Genomic DNA, 23,566 nt, shown 5'->3' on the forward strand with positions numbered 1-23,566 from the left:
AATGGATAGTCAGAAAGTAGACATGTTTTTAATGTCAAACAACAAGTTTTTTGAATCATATCAATTGATGGAGATCAAGGATCTATTGACGAGGTCGGATGAAAGTAAATACACGAATGTTCAGATCCAACAATATAAAGATCCAACTACTGTCTTGATCGTTTCCATTTTGGCGGGTTCCTTTGGGATTGACCGCTTTATGATTGGAGATACCGGTTTGGGAATTGCCAAATTATTGACCTGTGGAGGTTTGGGAATATGGACTATCATTGATTGGTTCCTGATCATGGGGGCAACAAAAACCAAAAATTTCGAAAAACTGATTACCTCCTTGAATTATTAATTCAATGCGGAATCCAAGGAGCAGACTGTATATTACTACGGGAATAGTTTGTTTCATTGGGATTATCTGGCTATTGCTGGATTATTATGCTTCCGCGAACATCACACTATGTCCAGTGAAACTGGTTACAGGCTATCCTTGTCCTTCCTGTGGGACGACAAGATCCATTTCAGCATTGTTTAATGGGCAGCTTAAGGATGCATTTATGATCAACCCTTTGGGGATCGTTTCGAGCATCATCATTATGGCTGTTTTGGTATTGATGCTGCTTGATTTGGTTACAAAGCGTGATTATTATTATAAAGTTTATAATCAGGTTGAAAAATTTCTTCAGCAGCATAAGGCATTCAGTGCGATTCTGGTCATATTAGTTATTTTAAATTGGGCATGGAACATATCGAAGGGACTATAGCTTTTAATCCGAGAGAGATTACCGAGGATGAACGTGAATATGCATCAAATAGTTATTTGATGTCTTTGTTTGCTTTGTTTATTGGTTTACCGTTGCCTATATTCAATTTACTGGCAACTGTGATTTTCTATTTGGGCAATCGTAAATCCACTCGCTTTGTAAAGTGGCATTGTACTCAAGCACTTATTTCCCAATTTGCCATTTTCTTTTTCAATACCGCTGGATTTTGGTGGACCATGGCGATTATTTTTAATAGGAAGGAAGTGAGCGATGCTTATATCGCCTACCTGATGTTGATTTTACTGTTGAATGGGATTGAAATTGTTTCCACCATCTATACTTCGATAAAAACAAGAAAGGGAATTCATGTACGTTGGTTCCTGTTTTCGGATATCACTGATAATCTGTTGAAACGATGAAGATTCTAGGCAAATTTCTGGTATTAGCTGCTGGAATTGCAGTCTGTTATCTACTGTTGTTGCAAGTGAATTGGACGAGTGTGTTTGAAGTCCAACAGAATCAGGATCGCTTGGAGTCAAAATTGGGTAAGTTGGTGCTGGAACAGGTGCGCGACCTGTATGATGTGATCGAGGATGAGCAGATCGACAGTACCCTCGATTCGCTTTTTATTCCCTTATTGAAAGAAAATTATATCCCTAGCAAAAACTATGATCTTCTGTTGGTGGAAAGTGAAGAGGTGAATGCCTTTGCCCTTCCTGACGATAAGATCATCGTGACGACAGCCCTGATCAATTTTTTGGATAGTGCAGATTATATGTCGGCCATCTTGGCCCATGAGATTGCCCATTGTGAGAAAAACCATGTGATGCGTTCATTGATCACTAATTTTGGTTTGGATCTATTGCTGTCAGGATCAGGTACCGGTGAAGTGACCAATTTCTTGACAGGGCAGGCCTTCTCAAGGAAGCTTGAAAAAGAAGCCGATGAAAAAGCCGTGGAATATTTGGAAGAGGCCCATGTTGATCCAAGTAGCTTGATGAAAGTTATGGAGCTGTTTGATGTGTATCTGAGTTCGGATGGGGATGTCAGCTGGATTTCTTCTCACCCTGTTCCTGCAGACCGCAAGAAATACCTAGAACAAAAGATCAACAGGATCAAGACGGACCCTAATACCTACAAAAGTCCCATTAGCTCCAAAAGCTGGACAGACCTGCAAGGTCTGATTTCCGAATATGCCAATCAGGATTAATCTCTGCCCGATCTTCCTCCAAAACTTCTTAAATTATAGTTCAGGCTCAATAGGAAATATCTGGTCAAGGTGTTTGAGGTGATGTTTGAAATAGAAATCTCGGACGCTCGACGATTGATGTTTCGGGCATTGTTGAACAGGTCAAAAGCCTTTAAGGAGATTTCAGCATTTCTTTTCTTCAAGATCTTATATCCGATAGACGCATTCAGCAAGTTTGTTGAAATGGCCTCTGCACCCATTACACCCCCATTACGGTAGAAAGAATAATTATAACCCAAGGTCATGTTCTTAAAGAATTCCAGGTTCAGGGAATTGCTGATTCTATGGTTGGTAATCCGGTAGTGGGATATTTCACTCATTGGGTTATTGGTAAAGTTCATGTTCAGATTGTAATTGAATCCAATGATGATCTTTTTACTGAAATTGGTAAATATGCCCACATGCTGGCTAAAACCATAGCTGTGGTTTGGCATCAAGACTTTGTTGAGGATGGCATAATTACGGTTGTAATACATGTAATTGTTCAAGTTCAGGTTGAAGCCCAGTTTTTTTAACGGTAGCCCATAGTTGTTATTTGCTCGAAGTTGAAATACACCGTTGATGTTTTCAGGTACGACATATTGTCCACCGGCACCTAGGATAATATCTTCAAACAGGGTGATGGTGCTGTCGGTGGTCATGGTGGAGTTGATGATCTTATTGTTGGTGTAGTCAAAATTAAGGCTACTGTTGAAGCTCCGGCCATTGCTGCGGTTTACATCCCGATACTGAAGACGGAACCGATGGGTGTATTCCTGGCTCAGGTTTGGGTTTCCGTTTCGGAGAAACAATTCGTTTGAATTATCAATATAGTCCTGCAATTGATCGATGGAAGGGGTGTTTGTCGCGCCATTATAGTTGAATTCCAGGTGCCTTTCTTTGCTAAAGTAATAGGCCATGGTCAGTTCTGGAAGAAAGGCTCCAAAGTCTGCAGTGGTTCTCAGATTTATGGGGACGGTCCGGTTGTTTACCCGGTAGCCATGTTCATAGTTCATTCCAATCTGGAACCTAAAGGTGTCCTGTTTATTGTATGAATAAGAAAGCCCTGCACTGTGATGGGTGAAATCATTTCGGAATTCATTGGATAATCGATCGTTCAGTTCTTCAAACTGCCCTGTCTCGGCAAGAAACTCCATAGTTTTCCGGTCGGAATAGTTGCTGGTATTTCGCATGCCATAGTTGGCCTGCAATCTGGAGATCTTGGAGACATTGTAGGTGTAGGAAAGTCTTCCATTGTATCCATTTCCATATCCATAGGTCGTACTTTCGCGATTGGCAGTGTCGATTCGGTCTAGAACTGCATCTTTATAGTATTGGTTGAAGGCTAAGGTTTTTCCTAACGCCTCGTTGCTGCTCTTGTTTCCGTCTAAACTCAAGGATATGGTCTGACCCGCTTTTTTGAATCGGTGCATATAGGTCAAGCCGCCACCAAAATTGAAGGCTTCATTATTGTTGTTGAAGTTTCGGTTGGAGTTGTTCAGGGGTTCTGTCCTATTCTTGCTCATGTTGCTGATTGAGCTATTGGCCAGATCACTTTTTGTATAAGAAAGGTTTGGATTGATATCGATGCGGTTCATGCTGTCGATATCCCATTTCAGTCGACCTCTCAGGTTATGGGATATGTTGCCATTGTTACCGGTTTGATGTTGGTTCTGGAATTGGTTGGCTCGGCTTCCTGTAATATACTCAATGTCTGATAGGGTATTGGTAAAAGTGCTGCTATTGCGGAACCTATAGTTTCCATTGACTTCCATCTTTTTGTCGAGGAATGTATTGGTATAGTTGGCTGCAGCCGCATAGGTGTCAGATAGACCTCGGTCGGTGTTGTTATTTCCTCTTCTGAACCCGCCTCTTCCTTGTTCGGAAAACTCTGTTTCATTGATGTTGTTGGCCATGATATTGATGGAGATTTTTTCATCTCCACGGAAAGCATTTACACCGGAGTTGATCGAGAATTTGTCGGCATCACCTTTACCAGCGTTGAACTTTCCAAAGAGTCCTTTTTTCTTGTCGGGCTTGGTTACGATGTTAATGACTTTGGACCTTTTACCATCATCGAATCCGGAGAATTTAGTCTGTTCGGATTTCTCATCGATGATCTGTAGCTTGTCAATGATGTCTGCCGGGAGGGTTTTTAGGGCCACTTTAGGGTCAGTGCTGAAGAACTCCTTGCCGTCCACCATGATCTTGGTGACCTCCTCGCCATGTGCAGTAACTTTTCCATCTTCATCGATGGTTACACCAGGGACCTGAGCAACCATTTCATCAGCATCGGCATATTCTCTAGTGGCGAAATTACGGGCATTGAATTCCATGGTATCCCCTTTGACGGCAACATTAGGTGCTGGAGCGATGGTAATCTCTTCGATTACGATTTCCCCAGGTTCTAAGCCAACCAGAAGCGTTTCCATCGAAGGCTTTACAACGATGTTTTTCTCGAACTTTTTGAAGCCCAATAAAGTTCCGGTCAATTTATAATTGCCATTGGCTACCCTTGGGATTGAGAAATCTCCTTTGTCATTTGATTTGGCCGTACGGATGGTGGAATCTTTGAGGTTCAGGAGTTGGATGCTGGCATCCTGTAAGTTGCTACCCTTTGTTTTGTCCTGCACCTTTCCAGCGATATTGACTTGAGCCAATACAGGGACAAAGCTTAATAAAACTAGGCAAAAGGTAAGCAGGTATTTCATGGTAAGGTTTGATGGATTTTTTCAATTATATAGTTTTTAGACGATAACAGCCTGATAATCACAAAAAAGATACATTGTTGTTATGACAATCGTAAAAATCGGGAAATTGAAAAAGTTAGATTATCAAGAGGTTACAGCGGAAATGAAAATATTGAAAAGCGGAGTCGCATTAGAGATGTTACATAGCGGTCAAATTGCTTGGTCAAGGCAATTTCAGAAAAATTGGATATATTTGCTTATTACAATCAATGAAAGAAACGACACTCAGTAGGAAGGAAAAGATTCTGCAAACTGCCTTACAGTTATTTGCAATAAAGGGATACCTTGATACCTCGACCAAGGAGATTGCTGCCAAAGCTGGAGTTTCTGAAGCACTTATCTTTAAGCATTTCGGAAACAAGGATGCTTTGTTGGCCCATATCGTGAAGTCAGGTTATAGGAAGGTGCTGCTTCATCACAAAGGGATGATGACCTATAAGGGGGCGAAGGATTTTCTTAGGAACATGGTTCAGTTTCCGAGTAAATTGGTTGCCGATGATCCTTTGTTCTGGAAATTGCAAGAACGACTTTCACACCATAGTTTCTCCAAATCTCAACACGAACTCTTCATTAAGCCCGTTCAACCCATCGTTCATAAAGCGTTTGAAGAATTGGGTTATGCCAATCCCGATCTGGAAACTCAATACCTATTGCTGATCATTGATATGTTATGGAAGAAAGAGGCCTGTGGGGAGCTTGAAAATGCAGCTGATTTAGCAGCTTTGGTAGAGACCAAATACAACCTTTAGTATTGCGTGTTCCTGCGTGTTGTTTTTTAAAAGTGCAAAATATTTTAAAAAACAAGTAAAAATGCCGTATTTCGTGTAAACTATATTGTGATGATTAAGAAACTCTTCAGTTTTGGATTGCTATCCATGATGCTTATTTCTGCAGCATTCGCGCAGAACAAACCCAATTTCGTAGATTTTATCAATCAAAAGCATTCTTGGGTTGATTCCGTGTTCAATACCTTGACACCGAAGCAACGCATAGGTCAGCTTTTTTTGGTGAGAGCACATACCAACTTGGGTCAAAAATATGTAGACTCCGTAAAGCAAGTGATTGAGAAGGAACAGTTGGGTGGTCTTGTCGTTTTCCAAGGAGGACCCGTAAGACATGCCAATATGTTCAATCAATATGATAAAGTGAGCAAGGTCCCTTTGTTGATTACATTCGATGGGGAATGGGGATTGGGCATGCGTATGCCGGATTCGACGATCTCATACCCATATCAGATGACTTTGGGTGCTATTCAGAACAATAATCTGCTATATGAAATGGGTAGACAGGTGGCACGTGATTTCCACCGTATGGGGATGCACTTTAACTTTGCGCCTGTTGTAGACATCAATAACAATCCAAATAATCCAGTTATTAACTTCCGTTCCTTCGGTGACAATAAGTACAAGGTGACTGAAAAGGCTAAAGCCTATATGGATGGCATGGTTCAAGGTGGCATCTTAGCATCGTTGAAGCATTTCCCTGGGCATGGTGATACCGATGTGGATTCACACCATGACCTTCCGCAGTTGAGGTTTGATAAAGCGAGATTGGATAGCCTTGAAATGTATCCATTCAGACAGTTGATCAAAGATGGTGCTCCGTCTGTGATGGTGGCACACATGAATGTACCAGCGTTAGACAATACGCCAAATATCCCTTCATCCATTTCCAAGAAAGTAGTGACGGATATTATCCGTAAGGAATTGGGATTTAGAGGTCTTACAGTCACTGATGCCATGGACATGAATGGGGTGAAGAAATTTTTCCCGAATGGGGAGGCTGATGTGATGGCCATTGAAGCGGGCCATGATCTTTTGGAAGTTTCTGAAAACAGCGGTCGTGCAATCGATCTTGTTGAAAAAGCGATCAAATCGGGAAGACTTTCCCAAGCTGATATCGATGCTAGGGTGAAAAAGGTCTTGGCAGCGAAATTATGGTTAGGCCTAAACCAAGTGAAACCGGTAAATACCAATAGACTTTATGAGGATTTGAATACGCCTGCAGCTCAGAGTTTGGTGCAGCGCATTTCAGATGCTGCGGTGACCTTATTGAAATCAGACCGCGGGTTAAAAAGATTTGACCCGAAAAAATCAACTTCGATCGTGAGTGTAGGAATTGATCAAACTCAAGATTTTGAGAAAGGTCTGGCCTTGCAGCTGAACGATTTTGATCAGTTTTTTATCAAAGGAGATGAAACTGAAGAGCAGTTGAAAGATTTGATGAAGGAGGCGAAGGATAATCGCCAGATTGTACTGGTTATCCATGATAATCGTAGTAGACCGCGTAGTGAATTGGTTTTGAATGATGCTGCCAAAGATTTTATCGATAAGATTGCCGGTAGGAGAACGATTTCAGTGATGTTTACCAATCCATATGCGATGAACTCGGTGGATGTGATGCGCAGTTCCTCTGTTCTTTTAGGCTATCAAAATGACTTTTTCATGCAAAAAGCTGTTTTAAAGGCTTTGTTGAAACAAATTAAACCAGAAGGTAAATTGCCAGTTAGCATTTCTGAGGATTTAGAAAACGGAACAGGTTTGTAATCTAAGTTTGTTAACATAAAAATAAAGTAGCCAGTAAGTTTTACTGGCTTTTTTTATTCAAAAGAAAGACTAATTTTGCTATGTAGATTGAGAATTATGGCAAAAGAGCAGATTTCTATATTTGATATGTTTAAGATAGGGATTGGACCTTCCAGTTCACATACTTTAGGCCCTTGGCGTGCAGCCCAACGTTTCGTTGAAGCATTGCAGAATAGGGAGGCCTTAGATCATGTTGTGGAGGTAAAGATCCTTTTGTATGGCTCTTTGGCGAAGACGGGTGTTGGTCATGGTACTGATATCGCAGTGCTTTTGGGCATGAGTGGGGATGACCCTGTAACATTTGATGTCAATGATGTCCTTCCGAAGGTGAATCGCATCAAGGCTAATAAAAAGATGAGCCTGGGTGGTAAAAAAGAAATTGACTTTTCCTATACCGATGATCTGCTATTCCTTTATGATCAAAGTCTTCCATTTCACCCCAATGCAGTTACTTTTCAGGCATTTTTGGACAATGGGACTGCTATTTCTGAAACCTATTATTCAATAGGTGGTGGATTTGTGGTTCAGGAAAATGATACCGAAAGTGTATTGTCTGAGATTGATCTTCCTTTTCCAATTGATACCGCGCAGGAATTAATGGTTTCCTGTATGCGTACCGGACTGAAGATTTCGGAACTGGTGTTGGAGAATGAATGCTCTTGGCGTTCCGAACAGGAAACTAGGGATGGCGTTTTAAAGATCTTCCAAACCATTAAGGAATGTATCTATAAGGGTTGCCATACGGACGGTGTTTTGCCAGGAGGTCTGCATGTGGAAAGGCGTGCATCCAAACTGAACAAAAAGATGTTGAAAGGGCGTGAATATTCGGACTTTGACAGTTGGGTAGAGGCGATCCGTGCTGGAGGCAGGGATTTCGGATATATCCTTGACTGTGTAAGCTGTTTTGCTCTGGCCGTGAATGAGGAGAATGCTTCGTTTGGACGAGTGGTAACTGCGCCAACCAATGGTGCAGCTGGAGTGATCCCCGCAGTTCTGCAATACTATATCGTATTCCATGATTGTTATAAAGAGGATAAGATCATTCAGTTTATTGCTACGGCTTCGGAAATTGGATCTATTTTCAAAAAAGGAGCAACCATTTCTGCTGCCATGGGCGGCTGTCAAGCAGAGATCGGGGTTTCATCGGCTATGGCTGCTGGAGCACTGACCGAATGTTTGGGTGGTTCGCAGAGGCAAGTGTTGATGGCCGCAGAGATCGCGATGGAGCATCATCTTGGCCTCACCTGTGATCCAATTGGTGGGCTAGTGCAGATTCCTTGTATCGAAAGAAATACCATGGGTGCTATCAAGGCCATTACTGCGGCTCAATTGGCCCTTCAGTCGAATCCTGATAAAGCGAAAGTAAGTCTGGATGCAGTGGTGAGCACGATGTGGGATACTGCTCAGGACATGAATGTGAAATATAAAGAAACGGCAGATGGTGGCCTGGCGATTAAAGTTCCGTTGAGTTTGCCTGAATGTTAGGTTCAAAAAAGAAATATGCAAATAGTTGGAGAGCTGTCCGTTTGGGCGGCTCTTTTATTTTCGATTTTTCTATCTTTGTGAAATGATTCGATACGCGGCATTAGCTTCTGGAAGTAATGGAAATAGCTATTATATTGCTAAGGGCAATACCTCCATTTTAATTGATGCCGGAATCAATAGCAAGCATCTGCATTTAAGGATGGCATCGTTGGGGATAAATCCGTCGAGTATCAATGCCATCTTTATTACCCATGAACATACTGACCATATTTCTGGCTTATCCGTTTTCCTGAAGAGGTATCAGATTCCAGTTTATCTGACTGAAGGGACCTATGAATCATCCAGATTGCAATTGCCGAGTTACCTGATCAATTTTATCAAGCCGAATTCGGTTGTTAATTTAGAAGACTTCTCCGTTTATGGTATTCCTAAATATCATGATGCGCAGGAACCTTGCAGCTTTTTGGTTTCTGATGGGGAGCTGAATATTTCGGTTCTAACCGATTTGGGAAGGATCTGTGAAAATGTGAAGAAAGCAATCCGCATTGCGGATATCCTGTTTTTGGAAGCTAATTATGATGAGGAAATGCTCTTTACAGGTAGATATCCTTATCATTTAAAGAACAGGATTAAGGGAGGATGGGGCCACCTTTCCAATAAAATATCCCTAGAAGCCTTTATTGAGAATAAATCTGAGCGTTTAAAGCATTTGATACTGGGCCACCTTTCAGGCGAGAACAATTCTGTAGAGTTGGTTGAGCGGGTCTTTGAACCCCATTGCCAAGAATTTAAGATGTCTGTAGCAAAAAGGACAGAATGTACTCCGCTATTTGAGATCAGCAAGCAGGTGCAAACGGAAATATATGTGGAAGAATATTCTTATCAATCCATTCAGATCATTACGGGGTAATCCCCTGTTTAAGATACAAAAAGGAAGGAGCTGTTATGATCATAACAGCTCCTTCCTTTTTGTTGAATATGTTTATTGGAGTTCCATTTTGAATAGTGTTGCCAAGTGTGTCTTTAGTTTGGCTTTCACTTCTTCAACGTCAACTTTATGTCCTAATTCCCTTTCCATGGAAGTAACATCCTTGTCATCTATTCCGCAAGGGACGATGTTTCCAAAATAGGCAAGGTCTGCATTGACGTTAAAGGCGAAGCCATGCATAGTTACCCAGCGAGAAGCCCGTACGCCCATGGCACAGATCTTTCTAGCCTTTTCATTATCAGGGTCTAGCCAAACACCGGTATAGCCTGGATACCTTCCTGCCTCTATGCCGTAATCAGCAAGGGTCAGGATAATGGCTTCCTCTAGGGTCCGCAGATAAAGATGGATGTCCGTGAAAAAGTTGTCCAGATCCAAGATCGGATAGCCGACAATCTGGCCGGGGCCATGGTAGGTGATGTCGCCACCTCTATTGATCTTATAGAAAGTTGCTTCTTTCTCCTTTAACCCTTCTTCATCCAATAACAGGTATTCCAAATGTCCACTTTTGCCAAGGGTATAGACATGTGGATGTTCGGTAAATATCAAAAAGTTCGGTGTTGGATCCTGTGCGTTATTTACTCGGTTATCATGTTTGATGGCGAGGGTCTTTGCAAAAATCGCTTCTTGTTTGTCCCAAGCCTCTTGATAATCCAATAACCCCCAATCAATAAACTTTACTTCTTTGTTTTGCATTTTGTTTTCCTAATACAACAGGTTGTTATATGGGTATCTGGCGTTGTGCATTTTTACAACGATATCATATACTTTTTCCTTGAATTCCTCGACGTTTGTTTTGTTGGTTGCAGAGATAAAAATCGCCGGATCGGCATTTTTCGCCATCCAAGAGTTCCGGAAATCATCCAATGTTACTTTTATCTCTTCACCGTCCTCATCCAGTTCAACCGGAGGTTTATAGGCGTCGATCTTGTTGAAAACCGTAATGATCGGTTTATCAACAGCACCGATATCCTTTAGGGTTTCATTAACCGCACGGATATGATCTTCGAAATAAGGGTGGGAAATATCCACCACGTGGATCAATACATCGGCCTCTCTGACCTCATCAAGGGTAGACTTGAAACATTCCACTAAATGGTGAGGTAGTTTGCGGATAAATCCAACGGTATCTGACAAAAGGAATGGGAGATTGTCAATAACAACCTTTCTAACTGTCGTATCCAGCGTAGCGAACAGTTTGTTCTCGATCAATACATCGGATTTTGAGATCATGTTCATGATGGTGGACTTACCAACGTTGGTATAGCCGACCAAGGCCACTCGGATCATCTCGCCTCTGTTCTTACGTTGGGTCTCGTTTTGTTTGTCGATGACTTTTAACCTATCCTTCAATAGGGAAATTTTATTCAAGATCATCCGTCTATCACTCTCAATCTGGCTTTCACCCGGACCACGCATACCAATACCCCCGCGCTGACGCTCTAAGTGAGTCCACATTCGGGTCAATCTAGGCAATAAATATTGCAGTTGGGCAAGCTCCACTTGGGTCTTTGCCTGCGCCGTTTTTGCATGCTTTGCAAAGATGTCCAAAATCAAGTTGGAACGATCGAGTACCTTGATGTTGAAATACTTTTCTATGTTCCTTAACTGAGATGGAGAAAGTTCATCATCAAATACGACGATATCTATTTCTTCGGCTTGGATAAATTCCTTGATTTCATCAAGCTTACCTGATCCTACAAAGGTTGCACGATCTGGGAAAGCTAGTTTTTGGGTGAAAATTCCTTTGGTGACACCACCTGCAGTGGTCACTAAAAACTCTAATTCTTCTAAATATTCTTTGGCGGTTTCATCCGAAACATCAGGAGTGATTACACTCACCAATACTGCTGTTTCTGGCTTTACTGCCGTGTCATATATCTTAAATCTTGCCATTTAATGTTTTTAAATAGTGAACAAGCGTTCCAATGAAATGGTTGTTGCCTGTTTAAACCTTGTTTAAGTAGAAACAAGTTTACAAAGTTACGGTTTTTACGAGATTTTGTCCCATGAAATAGCAGGGGAGCTTTTGCTTAAATACTGGGCTAAGAGTTGATTGCGTTCTTCTTGCAGGTTTGGGTCCTCATTAAAGATCTGGATGACCAATTGCCTAGCTTCAGATAGGATGGCTTGATCTTTAGCAAGATCAGCGATTTTCATTTCCAAAACACCAGATTGCTGCGTGCCAGAAAGGTCCCCAGGGCCACGGAGTTGTAGATCCACCTCTGCGATTTCAAAGCCGTCATTGGTCCGTACCATGGTTTCCAAACGGGTCCTGCCCTCTTTGCTCAGTTTATTGCTTGACATTAGGATACAGAAGGATTGTTCGGCTCCACGTCCTACCCGGCCACGGAGCTGATGCAGTTGGGAAAGGCCAAAGCGTTCCGAGTTTTCAATGACCATCACGGATGCATTCGGTACATTTACTCCAACTTCAATTACGGTTGTTGCCACCATGATCTGGGTTTCACCCTTTATAAAACGCTGCATTTCGAAGTCTTTGTCCTTTACCGGCATCTTGCCGTGAACAATACTGATCCGGAATTCAGGCAATGGAAATTCTCGCATCAAGCCTTCAAGTCCGGCCTCTAGGTATAGAAGGTCCATCTTTTCACTCTCCTTGATCAACGGATATACGATGTAGACTTGGCGACCTTTTGCGATTTCATCGCGCATGAAACCAAATACGCGTAAGCGTTGGTTTTCGAAAAAGTGAACGGTTTTGATTGGCTTTCTTCCAGCTGGTAACTCATCGATAATGGAAATGTCAAGGTCTCCATACATGGTCATCGCCAAGGTCCTTGGGATAGGCGTTGCAGTCATCACCAACATATGTGGAGGAATCAGGTTTTTACGCCATAGTTTTGCCCTTTGTTCTACTCCAAATCGATGCTGTTCGTCGATTACCACAAATCCAATATTCTTGAACTTTACCTTATCCTCAATCAGGGCATGCGTCCCGATCAGGATATCGAGTGTTCCATCTTCCAATTCCTGATGGATGATCCTTCTTGCCTTTGCAGGTGTTGAACCTGTCAAGAGCTTGACGGTACAGATGTCATCTCCCAATAATTCCTTTAAGCCATTGTAGTGTTGGGTTGCAAGGATTTCCGTTGGGGCCATCATACAGGCTTGGTAGCCATTGTCGATAGCCAAGAGCATGCTCATCAACGCCACTACGGTCTTCCCTGAGCCGACATCCCCTTGCACCAATCGATTCATCTGGGCGCCCGTATTACAATCTATTCGAATTTCCTTTACCACTCTTTTTTGGGCATTGGTAAGTGGGAAAGGCAACCTCTCATTGAAGAATGTATTGAACTTGTCGCCAACTTTGTTGAATTGATGTCCCTTGTATCGTTGGGTGTTCAACTGTTTATTTTTCAATAGGCGAAGTTGAATAAAGAAGAGTTCTTCAAACTTCAACCTATTTATTGCCGCTTTCATCAACTGTTCGTTTTGCGGAAAGTGAATGCTCAGCAGAGCCTGTTGAAGGGGTAAGAGCTTGTATTTATCCAGAATGTAGTTTGGCAATGTTTCAGCAACCGTTCTTAAGGTGGTTTCTAAGGCCGTTTGTTGTAGCTTTTGGATGCCTTTGGAATCCAGGTTGAACTTCTTAAGTTTTTCAGTGGAAGAATAGACCGGTTGCATGGTCATATTTCCAACCTTTTTGCCCTGTTGTTGGTAGAGCTCCATCTCTGGATGGGTAATGGAAATTGCACCGTTGAATTCTGTCGGTTTCCCGTAGATAATATAGGCAGCACCGACCTTAAGTCCTTTTCTTAACCAAGAAATGCTTTGAAACCAGACCAATTCCATCATTCCGGTATCATCCTTGAATTGGCCGACCAGTCGCCTTCCCCGTTTTTCGCCAACTTCCTGCAGGCTCATCAATCTCCCCAGAACTTGGGCACCAACCATGTCAGGGTGGAGCTCGCGGATCTTATGGAATTTGGTGCGGTCGATATATCGAAAAGGATAATCCTGCAAAAGGTCTCCAATCGTGAAGATCTGAAGCTCTTTCTTGAGGACATCCGCTTTCTGCGGTCCTACACCTTTGAGATATTCTATGGGAGTTATTAACGATAAATCTGCCATGGGATGATAATCCCACTAAAATAATAAAAACTTTCAACTCAAGCTCCGATAACAACAAAAGCTCCTCAGAATCGAGGAGCTTTTCACTGTTTTATATAGATAGATTTAGGGTTAAATTATGGTGGTACCACCATCCACTGCCAGGTTGATTCCAGTGATGTACCGGGCATCATCTGAGGCTAAAAACAAGGCGGCTAAGGCGATATCCTCTGCGGTTCCATAATCCTTCATCGGGATAATAGACATGAAATGGGGTCTGTACTGAGGGTTGTTGAGGTGTGCTTCAGCCATTGGGGTCATGATATACCCGGGATTGATTGCATTGACGCGTATTTTCAATTTCCCAAAATCTACGGCTGCTGCTCGGGTAATCGCAGAAACTCCACCCTTTGAGGCGGTGTATGATCCTGGGCCAGACATTCCGGTCAAGGCTGCAATCGAAGAAATATTCACGATACTACCGCCATTTTCCTTCATATGTGGAAGGACGGCCTGCATGCCCAACATCACACTGTTGATATTGATATCATAGGTCTTTTTCCAAAGGGCTTCATCTTGTTCCTCAAAAGGGGTTGGAACCGAGATCCCTGCGTTGTTGATCAATATATCTACTTTTCCAAAATTATTCAGTGCTGCAGGAATGACATCGTTGAACCAAGTTTCTCTGTTTGAAACATCATGTTTTACTGCTACGGCATCAAAGCCTTGAGCCTGAAGTTTCTCGACTATGGCATTCAATTTATCAATCTGAATATCTGTTGCTACCACTTTCGCGCCCTCGTTTGCAAACAAATAGGTCATGGATTCGCCCATGCCAGATGCTGCTCCCGTAATAATGGCTACTTTACCTGTTAATCTCATAGTAGTGTTTTTATGTGAATAAATATCTTAAGCTTCTTTCATTAAAAAAGTGACCTAGGTTACCTTCTTAAAATAAATGGTTGTTTTTCCGAATTATAGGTATGGGTGAGTAACAGTTGAAAAGCAATACTGTTTTTCTTGATGGCGAATTTGTAGTAATAGGGAGGGTAGAACCACAAAAAATGCCAACAATTAATTATTGTTGGCATTATATTGAAATAAGTTTCTTGTTGTTGATTATCCTTTCCAGGCAATAACAGAGATTTCCACATTAACCTCTTTAGGTAAGGTCTTTACTGCAACACATTCCCTTGCTGGTTGGTTTTCTTTGAAATATTCGGCATAGACCTCATTAACGGTTGCAAAATAGTCCATACTGCTTAGGAAGATCGATGTCTTAACCACATCTGAATAGTCATAGCCAGCATTTTTCAAGATTGCTCCTACATTTTTCAATACCTGGTGAGCTTCGTCTGCGACTCCGGTAGTGATCAATTCCATGCTTTCCGGAATCAATGGGATCTGCCCTGAAACATAAAGGGTTTTATCTGCTTTTATCGCTTGGTTGTAGGGGCCAATTGCTGCTGGGGCCTTATCCGTATTCAGAATTTCTTTTTGTGCCATGATTTTATTGTTCTTTGATAATAATTCTTAAAAAATGAGGTTCTGATATAGGGTTGGAATCTCATTTCGCTGGTCTAATATACGATTAGGCACTTGGATTTTCAACAAAAGCCAACAATAAGTAACTTGCAGGATGAAACATAAACTTGCCCTCATCAATGGTAGGATTTTTACCGAATACCAAATATTTGAACAACATGCACTTTTAATCGATTCAGACCGAATTGCTGGTATTGTTCCTCAAGATGAACTGCCAGAAGGTTTTGAGATACTGGATGTGAAAGGTGCCAATATATGCCCCGGGTTAATTGATTTGCAGATCTACGGGACAGGTGAAGACCTGTTTTCAGCGGAGTTGACCGTAGATTCCATCCATAGGATTGAACAAAATCTATTGAAACAAGGCTGTACTTCCTTTGTGCTTACTTTGGCAACCAATACCTTGGAGCTATTCAACCAAGCTATTGCAGTTTTTGAGGAGGCAAAACCGAAAGTTGCTTTAGGCCTACACCTGGAAGGGCCATTCCTAAATGCGGCAAAGCGAGGAGCTCATCCAGCTGAATTGATCCAGAAAGCAAGCTTGGAGTTATTAGGGTCTGTCGTTGAGGGTAAGGAGCATATAGTCAAAATGATGACTATTGCCCCTGAACTGACCGATCAAGAGTGTATCGACTACCTGAACGACAAGGGAGTATTGGTAACTGCAGGGCATAGTGCAGCAACTTATAAGGAAGCGACGCATGCCTTTGATAACGGAGTTCCTGCTGTGACCCATCTGTGGAATGCCATGTCCCCGCTCCATCATCGTGATGTTGGTTTGCCGGGAGCAGCATTTAACCATGATGAGGTCTGCGCTTCGATTATCGTGGATGGAATCCACTCAGACTTTGAGACAGTCAAAATCTCTAAGGAATTAATGGGAGACCGTTTGTTCCTTATCACCGATGCGGTTGCAAAATGTGACAAAGGGATTTATCAACATGTTTTCAATCAAGATCATTATACCATGCCGGACGGTACGCTTTCAGGGTCTGCCTTGACTATGTTGAAGGCCGTTGAAAACTGTGTCAAAAAGGTGGGAATCAGTTTAGAAGAAAGCCTTCGCATGGCCACATTGTACCCTGCAAGACTTTTCGGAAGACATGACCTTGGCAACTTAAACTCCGGATCTATAGCGAATGTGTTAGTTTTTGATCAAGATTTCCGGGTTCAACAGGTTGTTTTTCAAGGAGAAAGAATTATTTAACATATAAAGAATAGGTTACAATTAGTAGGATAGCCCATAAAAGTCTTAATTTTGTGGGTTAAGAATGAATTTATGATGAGAAAAATCTTAAGTCTTTGTCTTTTTGTGCTGATGATGGTGATAGTTTTATCCTGTGGGTCGAAGAGAAGGCAAGGAAAAGTATTGCAACAGCCAACCGCTACGGTTACTCAGGAAACTTCAACGGAAGCTCCAAAAACAGATGATAAACCTGTTGAAAAACCGGTTACCACGAAACCTGTAGGCGAAAAAGTGGCTGAAAAGAAGCCTGTAGAAAAGCCCGTATTTAAAGCGAATCTACCAAATGTTCCCCGCGAATTTAGAGCAGCATGGGTAGCCACAGTAGCCAATATCAACTGGCCCAGCAAAAACAACCTATCGACAGAACAACAAAAGCAAGAGGCCATTAACCTATTGGATATGTTGAAAAACAACAATTTCAACGCGGTTATCTTTCAAGTAAGGCCTTCTGCTGATGCCTTGTATAAATCCAGCTTAGAACCTTGGTCTTATTTCTTGACCGGAACTATCGGAAAAGCTCCAAGTCCATATTACGATCCATTGGAATTTTGGGTCGAGGAAGCCCATAAAAGAGGGTTGGAACTGCATGTTTGGTTAAATCCTTACCGTGCTCACCACAGCAATGGAGGCCAGGTGACCAGCGAGTCGCTAGTGCGCAAATCGCCAGAGAATGTGGTGAGACTTAGAAATGGAATGTACTGGTTTGATCCAGCTAGTCAAGAAACGCAAAACCATGCCGCTTCGGTGGTCATGGATATTGTGAAACGTTATGACATCGACGGAGTACACTTTGATGACTATTTCTACCCATATGCAACCTATAATGGTGGTGCAGATTTCCCTGACGACAAAACCTGGTTCGCCTATAAAAAGGCAGGAGGCAACCTAACCCGCCCGGATTGGAGAAGAGATAATGTCAATAAATTCATCAAGCGTATTTATACAGAGATTAAGAAAGAAAAACCTTCCGTTAAGTTTGGTTTGAGTCCTTTTGGTATTTGGAAACCAGGTTATCCTTCTGGGGTTACTGGTTCTTCCCAATATGATGAACTCTATGCCGACGCTAAATTATGGTTGAATGAAGGCTGGATTGACTATTTCACGCCTCAATTATATTGGCCAATTGATCCGCCTAGACAAAGCTTTACCAGCTTGCTGAAATGGTGGCAATCTGAAAACAAACATAATCGCCACTTGTGGCCTGGTCTGAATACGGTAGAAGTTAGAGCTGCCAACAGAGCGGATGAGATCAAGCGCCAGATTGCGGTTACTCGTGAAGTAATTCCGAATAGCGTAGGCGCAGTACATTGGAGTATTGCCGGTTTGACCAAAAACCCAATGTTGTTAAAAGCATTGCACGATGGACCATATTCGCAGAAGGCTTTGGTTCCTGCGTCCCCATGGTTGTCAGCCAATCCGATCTTGAAGCCAACTTTGCTGTTGACCAATCAACCGAGCAGTGTATTTGTGAAATGGCTTCACAAACAACCTGAGCAAGTATTTAAATGGGTGACCTATGCGCGCTATGGAGACACTTGGGATATTCAGATCCTAGATGGTCCTCAATCCGAATTGAGCTTGCCGAAGAGCAAAGACGGTCATAAATTAAACGCCGTTGCTGTAAAGCCTATTGACCGTTTAGGCAATGAAGGCGACTATGCTGGTGAAGCTATAGAATAGTATTTAAACAAAAATATTTTATAAAAAAGCGGGAAAGAACGTTCTTTCCCGCTTTTTTATTTTACAAATATTTACTGTAACGATAGTGTCACGCAAATGTTACTTATATGTGTAGTATTTACACTTCCTGATGCAATCGGTTGCGGAGCTAAATGCTTTAATCTGCTAAATTTCAAGGATTCCATTCAATTAATCATGCAGATTTTTACATCTCCATTTTCTGATTCATGCGTGTTTTGCGTTTTATTTTGCGGAATATGACAGATTTTGCTGTTTCATTTGCTTTATTGTGCGGTATTTGTCTTAATTTTATCCAGTTTTTATTGCGAAACTGATTTACCGAATCTTAATTAATGGGAAACTTACTCTTATATTCTGCCGTTCTTGGTTTATTATTGACAAGTGCTTGTGGTTCAACAAAGAAGAATAGCTCTTCAAATGCTTCACAGCCTGTAGTTGAAACTGTAAAACAAGAAACCATTGTGCCTGCTGCTGATCAGCTTACTGCTTACTTGCCTTTGTTGAAAGGTAAGAAAGTCGGTTTGATGGGTAACCAGACCTCTGTTGTAGGTCCGCAAAAGGAACATTTGGTAGATGTGCTGTTAAGGGAGAAAGTAGACCTTAAATTTGGATTCGCACCTGAGCATGGATTCCGAGGTGACATCGAAAGAGGCGAGAAAGTCAGCAATGATGTTGATGCTAAAACTGGTCTTCCATTATTTACCCTATATGGTGGAAATGAAAAACAAGATTCAATCGTTCAGTCGGTTGATGTCATGATTTTCGATCTGCAAGATGTTGGTGCTCGATTCTATACTTACATAACCTCCTTGCACCGTGTCATGGAGCTTTGTGCAAAGCACAACAAAGAACTGATTGTACTGGATAGACCTAATCCATGTGGTGATCAGGTTGATGGTCCTGTTCGTAAGGACGACAAATTCAAATCCAACGTTTCTTATCATAAAATTGCCATGGTCCACGGCTTGACCGTTGGAGAATTGGCAAAGATGATCAATGGCGAGAAGTGGTTAGAAAATGGACGTCAATGCAAGTTGACTGTGGTTCCGGTTCAAGGATATACGCATGATAGCATGTACGACCTTCCAGTTATCCCTTCCCCAAGTTTGCCAAACCATTTATCAGTTCGCCTTTATTCTTCATTATGTCTGTTTGAAGGAACTGATATTTCCGTAGGCCGTGGTACAGACTGGCCTTTCCAAGTGGTTGGTTTTACCGACCCTGTTTATGGAGACTTTACCTTTACTCCAGGTGAAAAAGCAGGTATGGCTAAACACGTAGAAGGAAAAGGAGCGACCAATTACGGTCTAGATTTAAGAGGTCTAGATGCCGACAAACAGAAATTTACCTTAAAATACATACTCGATTTCTATAATAAAATGCCAGACAAGTCTAAGTTTTTTGTGCGAGCAGAATTCTTCGACAAGCTAGCCGGAACGGATGAGCTTAGAAAGCAAATCATTGCTGGAAAGACAGAAGATGAAATCCGTGCCAGCTGGAAACCTGAATTGGATGAATACAAGAAAATGAGAACAAAATATTTGATCTACCCAGACTTCAAATGAAAAACAAGCATGTGAGGGCTCAATTTAATTGAGCCTATTCGCATAATGGGACATTTGATGCTGGAAAAACATTTTATCACGCAAACAAACTCGGTTGTTTCAGTTAGATGGGAATAAACCGAATTATGATAACAAAAATTATAAATTATTAATCTTAAAGCAATGCGAAGACTTATACTCTTTTCTCTCGCTCTGGGTTTAACAATGCCGACTTATGCGTCTTTTGAGGCAAACAAAGGTGTTGTTGCACTTGGAAACCATGCTAGCTGGACAAATGCTTCATCGGTGCTGCAAAATACCGTAACAGGTACGGTAAGTGGTCCGGACGGTCCCTTAGCTGGTGTTACTGTTTCGGTAGTAGGCTCCTCTGTGAAAGCCTCTACGGATGAATCAGGTAAATTCTCAATTTCGGCCGCTGTAGGTTCGACTTTAAGGTTCTCCTATGTTGGATACGAATCCAAAGAGGTTACCGTAGCTGGTAATACCATGAACGTAACGCTTCAATCTTCCAGCGACCTGTTGGATGAGGTGGTTGTCGTGGGTTATGGTACTCAAAAGAAAGGTAACTTAACAGGTGCCGTTTCAACAATCAGTGTAAAAGATAACTTAGAAGGTCGTCCTATCGCAGATGTGGGTCGTGGTATCCAAGGGGTAACCCCTGGTTTGACCGTGACGGTTCCATCGGGTGAGGTAGGTTCTGATCCACGTATCAAAATCCGTGGTGCAGTAGCTTCATTGCAGGCTTCAGGAGATCCTCTGATCTTATTGGACAACGTGGAAATCCCAAGTATCCAATATGTGAACCCTGACGATATCGAATCCATTACGGTATTGAAAGATGCCGCTTCATCATCGATCTACGGTGCTAAAGCTGCATTCGGTGTAATCTTGATTACGACCAAAACCGGTGCTAAAGGTGAAAAAATCGATATTTCCTATTCCAATAACTTCTCGTTCCAAAACCCTTTCAAACAATATGAAATGGGTAGGATCAATGCGTTGAAATATACCAAAGATGCCATGGAGCGTATTGGATCAAACATCTCTGGTGCTTTCTACTATGTAACTCCAGAAGGTTATGAAATGGCGAAGGAATGGGATGACAAATATGGAACTACATTAGGTCCAAACGATCCTACTGTTTTCGGACGTGACTGGATTGTTGACCCAACCAATTCTTCTCGTAAAATTGGTTTGAGAACCTATGATCCTTATGATTACATGGTAAGGGAATGGGCTCCAACCATTACCAACAATGCTTCAATAAATGGTTCTGTAGGTAGGACTAAATATACAGCCACTTTTGGACACATCTCTCAAAGCGGGATGTTGAAAGCTGGTGACTCTGATAAATTCAAAAGAGCAAATGCTGCAGTAAGGGTATCTACAGATGTAAGTGATTACTTGACTTTGCGTGCCGGAGCCATGTTCTCCCAACGTCAAAAGCTATATCCTTATGCGACCAACTCTACCACTGCCGACCCTTGGTACTACATGTACCGTTGGTCATCAGTTTATCCAATGGGATTGGATGAGAACGGAAGCAAAATCCGTAGCCCTTGGTCGGAGTACGAAGATGCAAATGAAGCATCAATGAAACGTAACTACATCAACTTGAATGCTGGTGCAACAGTCAATATGACCAAGAACTGGAGATTAGATGTGGATTACAACTTCACCAATGAAGACTACGATTGGTTTAGACCGGGTACTCGTTTTACAGCAGCTAACAGCTGGATCGCTCCGGTTCAACGTTTGGACGCCAATGGTAACCAGGTTTATGTGGACAATACAGGTGCTGTAGTGCCTGCAGGTTCTCCTGGAGCTATCGCAGCATACGACTTGAATACACATGAATATACAGCCCCAGGAGCAAATCCTGACCACGTATACGCTCGTGCAGCATATGAGTATAAACATACTTTTAATGCTTTCTCTACTTATAATCTAAACCTTGACAACGGCCATGAATTCAAATTTATGGTGGGTTCAAACTTGGTGTCTGATTATGGTAAATACAACTGGACTCAAAAAACTAACCTACTTGACTTAAGCAATCCGCAATTCGATCTTGCTTCAGGTACAGTAACAGGTTCTGGTGGTACTTTCTGGACTAGTCAGGTAGGTTTCTTCGGTCGTGTAAACTATGCCTTCAAAAACAAATACCTTTTGGAAGCGAATGCACGTTATGATGGATCTTCAAAATTCGTGGATGATTTGATCTGGAGATGGTTTACATCAGCTTCTGCTGGATGGGTGGCTTCAGAAGAAAACTTCATGCAATGGGCTAAACCAGCATTATCTCACTTGAAATTTAGAGGTTCATACGGGATAATCGGTAACCAAGCCGTTCCTGCAAGTTTATATACACCAAACATGTTCCCTTACGAGACTTTGTGGATCGGTGGTCAGAATAAATACTATGGTGTACCTACGCCTACATTCAGCTTAAGAGATATCTCTTGGGAAGATCTAGAAACTATTGACTTTGGTGTTGATGCTCGTTTCTTAAACAACAGATTAGGTTTGGTTTTCGATTACTATGTTCGTAATACCAACAACATGTTCGTTGGATTGCAGGGTACAACATGGACTACCGGTGGTGCTGCACCTCTTGGAAACTTCGGTACCTTAAAAACAAAAGGTTACGAAGTAGCTGTTGACTATAACCACCGCTTTAATAACGGTCTAGGTATCAATGTTCGTGCAAACTTTGACGATGCAATCTCAAGATTCTATAATGTTACGAGCCAAAGAACTACAGGTTCTTACTATGATGGTTCTGCATATGGAGATATCTGGGGATATGAAACCGATAGACTTTACCAAATGGATGACTTCGTATTAGGCGCTGATGGAAAACCTCAGTTGATCAATTTAACGGAGGACATGACCAAATACTTTGCAAATGGTGATGGTAAAGCTTACCAATTAAAAGATCCTAATGGGGTTTACCAACCTCGTTTAGAAAATACCAATACGTTCAACTTCGGTCCTGGTGATGTGAAATTCAAGGATTTGAACGGTGATGGTGAAATCGATAACGGTGATGGTACGGTAGATAACCCTGGTGATAGAAGAATCATTGGTAACACGACTCCACGTTATAACTACGGTTTACGTTTAGGCGCTGATTACAAAGGATTCGATTTCTCTATCTTCTTCCAAGGTACTGGACAACGTGCTATGTGGGGTAATGGTGCATTGGCAATCGCTGGTTTCAATACAGCAGACGGTGCTATGCCAGCAGCAATCGTAGATGATTACTGGACGCCGGACAACACAGGTGCTTTCTACCCAGCGGCATTCAACAATGCGGGTAGCAACGATGCCAACAACATGCAAATTCAGTCTAAATACTTATTGGATCTATCTTACACTAGAATTAAGAACATCACATTCGGATATGTATTGCCTAAGAGCTTTATCGCTCCAGCTAAATTGAGCAATGTACGTGTTTATGTGGCTTTAGAAAACTTCTTTACTTGGGATAAACTCAATGGCTTGCCAATCGACCCAGAGGTAGTTTCTGGATTCTCCATGTTTAATGAAAGTAACTATAACACAGGTAGAACTGGGGTTGGTACTCCAACATTCAAATCTGCTTCATTCGGTGTACAGTTAAACTTCTAATCCTTACGACA

The 23,566-nt window shown here is 42.0% G+C and carries 18 protein-coding genes; 12 read left to right on the forward strand and 6 right to left on the reverse strand.

Features of this window, described 5'->3' with window-relative positions:
* Positions 1 to 31: 31 nt before the first annotated feature.
* Genes NMK93_RS01155 through NMK93_RS01170 form a run of 4 tightly spaced genes read left to right on the forward strand, consistent with a single transcriptional unit; the run spans position 32 to position 1,965 of the window.
* Complete coding sequence (locus NMK93_RS01155; protein ID WP_236736578.1) at positions 32 to 343, forward strand: TM2 domain-containing protein; 312 nt, start codon at positions 32 to 34, stop codon at positions 341 to 343.
* 4 nt (positions 344 to 347) lie between these two features.
* A complete protein-coding gene (locus tag NMK93_RS01160; protein ID WP_254526610.1) occupies positions 348 to 755 on the forward strand; it encodes a DUF2752 domain-containing protein in 408 nt (135 codons plus the stop codon).
* Complete coding sequence (locus tag NMK93_RS01165) at positions 731 to 1,174, forward strand: DUF4870 domain-containing protein (RefSeq protein ID WP_185215821.1); 444 nt, start codon at positions 731 to 733, stop codon at positions 1,172 to 1,174. Before NMK93_RS01160 ends, NMK93_RS01165 begins: the two co-directional genes overlap by 25 nt.
* The gene (locus NMK93_RS01170; RefSeq protein WP_254526609.1) at positions 1,171 to 1,965 is read left to right on the forward strand and encodes a M48 family metallopeptidase; all 795 of its coding nucleotides are present in this window, start codon (positions 1,171 to 1,173) and stop codon (positions 1,963 to 1,965) included. The genes NMK93_RS01165 and NMK93_RS01170 overlap by 4 nt, the downstream gene beginning before the upstream one ends.
* Here the strand turns inward: NMK93_RS01170 and NMK93_RS01175 are convergent.
* Positions 1,962 to 4,694 carry a TonB-dependent receptor gene (locus NMK93_RS01175; RefSeq protein ID WP_254526608.1) on the reverse strand — a complete coding sequence of 911 codons (2,733 nt, stop codon included), beginning with the start codon at positions 4,692 to 4,694 and terminating at the stop codon, positions 1,962 to 1,964. The two genes, NMK93_RS01170 and NMK93_RS01175, sit on opposite strands and share 4 nt — an antisense overlap.
* A gap of 248 nt (positions 4,695 to 4,942) precedes the next feature.
* On the opposite strand from NMK93_RS01175, the gene NMK93_RS01180 reads away from it, so the two are divergent.
* The 4 genes from NMK93_RS01180 (at position 4,943) to NMK93_RS01195 (ending at position 9,713) form a co-directional block, all read left to right on the forward strand.
* A complete protein-coding gene (locus tag NMK93_RS01180) occupies positions 4,943 to 5,482 on the forward strand; it encodes a TetR/AcrR family transcriptional regulator (protein ID WP_185215824.1) in 540 nt (179 codons plus the stop codon).
* Positions 5,483 to 5,572: 90 nt separating this feature from the next.
* Complete coding sequence (locus NMK93_RS01185; RefSeq protein WP_254526607.1) at positions 5,573 to 7,279, forward strand: glycoside hydrolase family 3 N-terminal domain-containing protein; 1,707 nt, start codon at positions 5,573 to 5,575, stop codon at positions 7,277 to 7,279.
* A gap of 96 nt (positions 7,280 to 7,375) precedes the next feature.
* A complete protein-coding gene (locus tag NMK93_RS01190) occupies positions 7,376 to 8,803 on the forward strand; it encodes an L-serine ammonia-lyase (RefSeq protein WP_254526606.1) in 1,428 nt (475 codons plus the stop codon).
* A gap of 82 nt (positions 8,804 to 8,885) precedes the next feature.
* Positions 8,886 to 9,713 carry an MBL fold metallo-hydrolase gene (locus NMK93_RS01195; RefSeq protein ID WP_254526605.1) on the forward strand — a complete coding sequence of 276 codons (828 nt, stop codon included), beginning with the start codon at positions 8,886 to 8,888 and terminating at the stop codon, positions 9,711 to 9,713.
* A gap of 72 nt (positions 9,714 to 9,785) precedes the next feature.
* On the opposite strand, the gene lipB is transcribed toward NMK93_RS01195, so the two are convergent.
* The 5 genes from lipB to NMK93_RS01220 form a co-directional block, all read right to left on the reverse strand.
* Positions 9,786 to 10,484, reverse strand: coding sequence for a lipoyl(octanoyl) transferase LipB (gene lipB, locus NMK93_RS01200; RefSeq protein WP_254526604.1), 699 nt, complete (start codon positions 10,482 to 10,484; stop codon positions 9,786 to 9,788).
* A 9-nt stretch (positions 10,485 to 10,493) separates the two neighbouring features.
* Positions 10,494 to 11,684 (reverse strand): GTPase HflX, encoded by a 1,191-nt coding sequence (gene hflX / locus NMK93_RS01205; RefSeq protein WP_185215828.1) that lies wholly within the window; start codon positions 11,682 to 11,684, stop codon positions 10,494 to 10,496.
* 96 nt (positions 11,685 to 11,780) lie between these two features.
* Positions 11,781 to 13,886: an ATP-dependent DNA helicase RecG gene (gene recG / locus NMK93_RS01210; protein WP_185215829.1), complete on the reverse strand. Its 2,106-nt coding sequence runs from the start codon at positions 13,884 to 13,886 to the stop codon at positions 11,781 to 11,783.
* 111 nt (positions 13,887 to 13,997) lie between these two features.
* Complete coding sequence (locus NMK93_RS01215) at positions 13,998 to 14,747, reverse strand: SDR family NAD(P)-dependent oxidoreductase (protein WP_185215830.1); 750 nt, start codon at positions 14,745 to 14,747, stop codon at positions 13,998 to 14,000.
* A 237-nt stretch (positions 14,748 to 14,984) separates the two neighbouring features.
* On the reverse strand, positions 14,985 to 15,371 hold the full coding sequence (locus NMK93_RS01220; protein WP_093101229.1) for a RidA family protein: 387 nt from the start codon (positions 15,369 to 15,371) through the stop codon (positions 14,985 to 14,987).
* Between the two features lie 133 nt (positions 15,372 to 15,504).
* Between NMK93_RS01220 and nagA the strand changes: the two genes are divergently transcribed.
* The 4 genes from nagA (at position 15,505) to NMK93_RS01240 (ending at position 23,555) form a co-directional block, all read left to right on the forward strand.
* Positions 15,505 to 16,617 carry an N-acetylglucosamine-6-phosphate deacetylase gene (gene nagA / locus NMK93_RS01225; RefSeq protein ID WP_254526603.1) on the forward strand — a complete coding sequence of 371 codons (1,113 nt, stop codon included), beginning with the start codon at positions 15,505 to 15,507 and terminating at the stop codon, positions 16,615 to 16,617.
* A 72-nt stretch (positions 16,618 to 16,689) separates the two neighbouring features.
* The gene (locus tag NMK93_RS01230) at positions 16,690 to 18,336 is read left to right on the forward strand and encodes a glycoside hydrolase family 10 protein (protein ID WP_254526602.1); all 1,647 of its coding nucleotides are present in this window, start codon (positions 16,690 to 16,692) and stop codon (positions 18,334 to 18,336) included.
* 353 nt (positions 18,337 to 18,689) lie between these two features.
* Positions 18,690 to 19,922 (forward strand): exo-beta-N-acetylmuramidase NamZ domain-containing protein, encoded by a 1,233-nt coding sequence (locus tag NMK93_RS01235; protein WP_254526601.1) that lies wholly within the window; start codon positions 18,690 to 18,692, stop codon positions 19,920 to 19,922.
* Positions 19,923 to 20,084: 162 nt separating this feature from the next.
* The gene (locus NMK93_RS01240) at positions 20,085 to 23,555 is read left to right on the forward strand and encodes a SusC/RagA family TonB-linked outer membrane protein (RefSeq protein ID WP_185215834.1); all 3,471 of its coding nucleotides are present in this window, start codon (positions 20,085 to 20,087) and stop codon (positions 23,553 to 23,555) included.
* Positions 23,556 to 23,566: the final 11 nt, after the last annotated feature.

The organism is Sphingobacterium sp. LZ7M1 (assembly GCF_024296865.1).
Classification (GTDB): Bacteria; Bacteroidota; Bacteroidia; order Sphingobacteriales; family Sphingobacteriaceae; genus Sphingobacterium.

Excerpts from the sequence above, each read along its gene's own strand:
- NMK93_RS01160 (WP_254526610.1), top strand. The coding sequence starts at position 348 with ATGCGGAATCCAAGGAGCAGACTGTATATTACTACGGGAATAGTTTGT.
- NMK93_RS01230 (WP_254526602.1), top strand. The coding sequence starts at position 16,690 with ATGATGAGAAAAATCTTAAGTCTTTGTCTTTTTGTGCTGATGATGGTG.
- NMK93_RS01180 (WP_185215824.1), top strand. The coding sequence starts at position 4,943 with ATGAAAGAAACGACACTCAGTAGGAAGGAAAAGATTCTGCAAACTGCC.
- lipB (WP_254526604.1), bottom strand. The coding sequence starts at position 10,484 with ATGCAAAACAAAGAAGTAAAGTTTATTGATTGGGGGTTATTGGATTAT.
- NMK93_RS01195 (WP_254526605.1), top strand. The coding sequence starts at position 8,886 with ATGATTCGATACGCGGCATTAGCTTCTGGAAGTAATGGAAATAGCTAT.
- NMK93_RS01170 (WP_254526609.1), top strand. The coding sequence starts at position 1,171 with ATGAAGATTCTAGGCAAATTTCTGGTATTAGCTGCTGGAATTGCAGTC.
- NMK93_RS01190 (WP_254526606.1), top strand. The coding sequence starts at position 7,376 with ATGGCAAAAGAGCAGATTTCTATATTTGATATGTTTAAGATAGGGATT.
- NMK93_RS01185 (WP_254526607.1), top strand. The coding sequence starts at position 5,573 with ATGATTAAGAAACTCTTCAGTTTTGGATTGCTATCCATGATGCTTATT.
- NMK93_RS01235 (WP_254526601.1), top strand. The coding sequence starts at position 18,690 with ATGGGAAACTTACTCTTATATTCTGCCGTTCTTGGTTTATTATTGACA.
- NMK93_RS01240 (WP_185215834.1), top strand. The coding sequence starts at position 20,085 with ATGCGAAGACTTATACTCTTTTCTCTCGCTCTGGGTTTAACAATGCCG.
- NMK93_RS01175 (WP_254526608.1), bottom strand. The coding sequence starts at position 4,694 with ATGAAATACCTGCTTACCTTTTGCCTAGTTTTATTAAGCTTTGTCCCT.
- NMK93_RS01220 (WP_093101229.1), bottom strand. The coding sequence starts at position 15,371 with ATGGCACAAAAAGAAATTCTGAATACGGATAAGGCCCCAGCAGCAATT.
- recG (WP_185215829.1), bottom strand. The coding sequence starts at position 13,886 with ATGGCAGATTTATCGTTAATAACTCCCATAGAATATCTCAAAGGTGTA.
- NMK93_RS01155 (WP_236736578.1), top strand. The coding sequence starts at position 32 with ATGTCAAACAACAAGTTTTTTGAATCATATCAATTGATGGAGATCAAG.
- nagA (WP_254526603.1), top strand. The coding sequence starts at position 15,505 with ATGAAACATAAACTTGCCCTCATCAATGGTAGGATTTTTACCGAATAC.
- hflX (WP_185215828.1), bottom strand. The coding sequence starts at position 11,684 with ATGGCAAGATTTAAGATATATGACACGGCAGTAAAGCCAGAAACAGCA.
- NMK93_RS01215 (WP_185215830.1), bottom strand. The coding sequence starts at position 14,747 with ATGAGATTAACAGGTAAAGTAGCCATTATTACGGGAGCAGCATCTGGC.
- NMK93_RS01165 (WP_185215821.1), top strand. The coding sequence starts at position 731 with ATGGAACATATCGAAGGGACTATAGCTTTTAATCCGAGAGAGATTACC.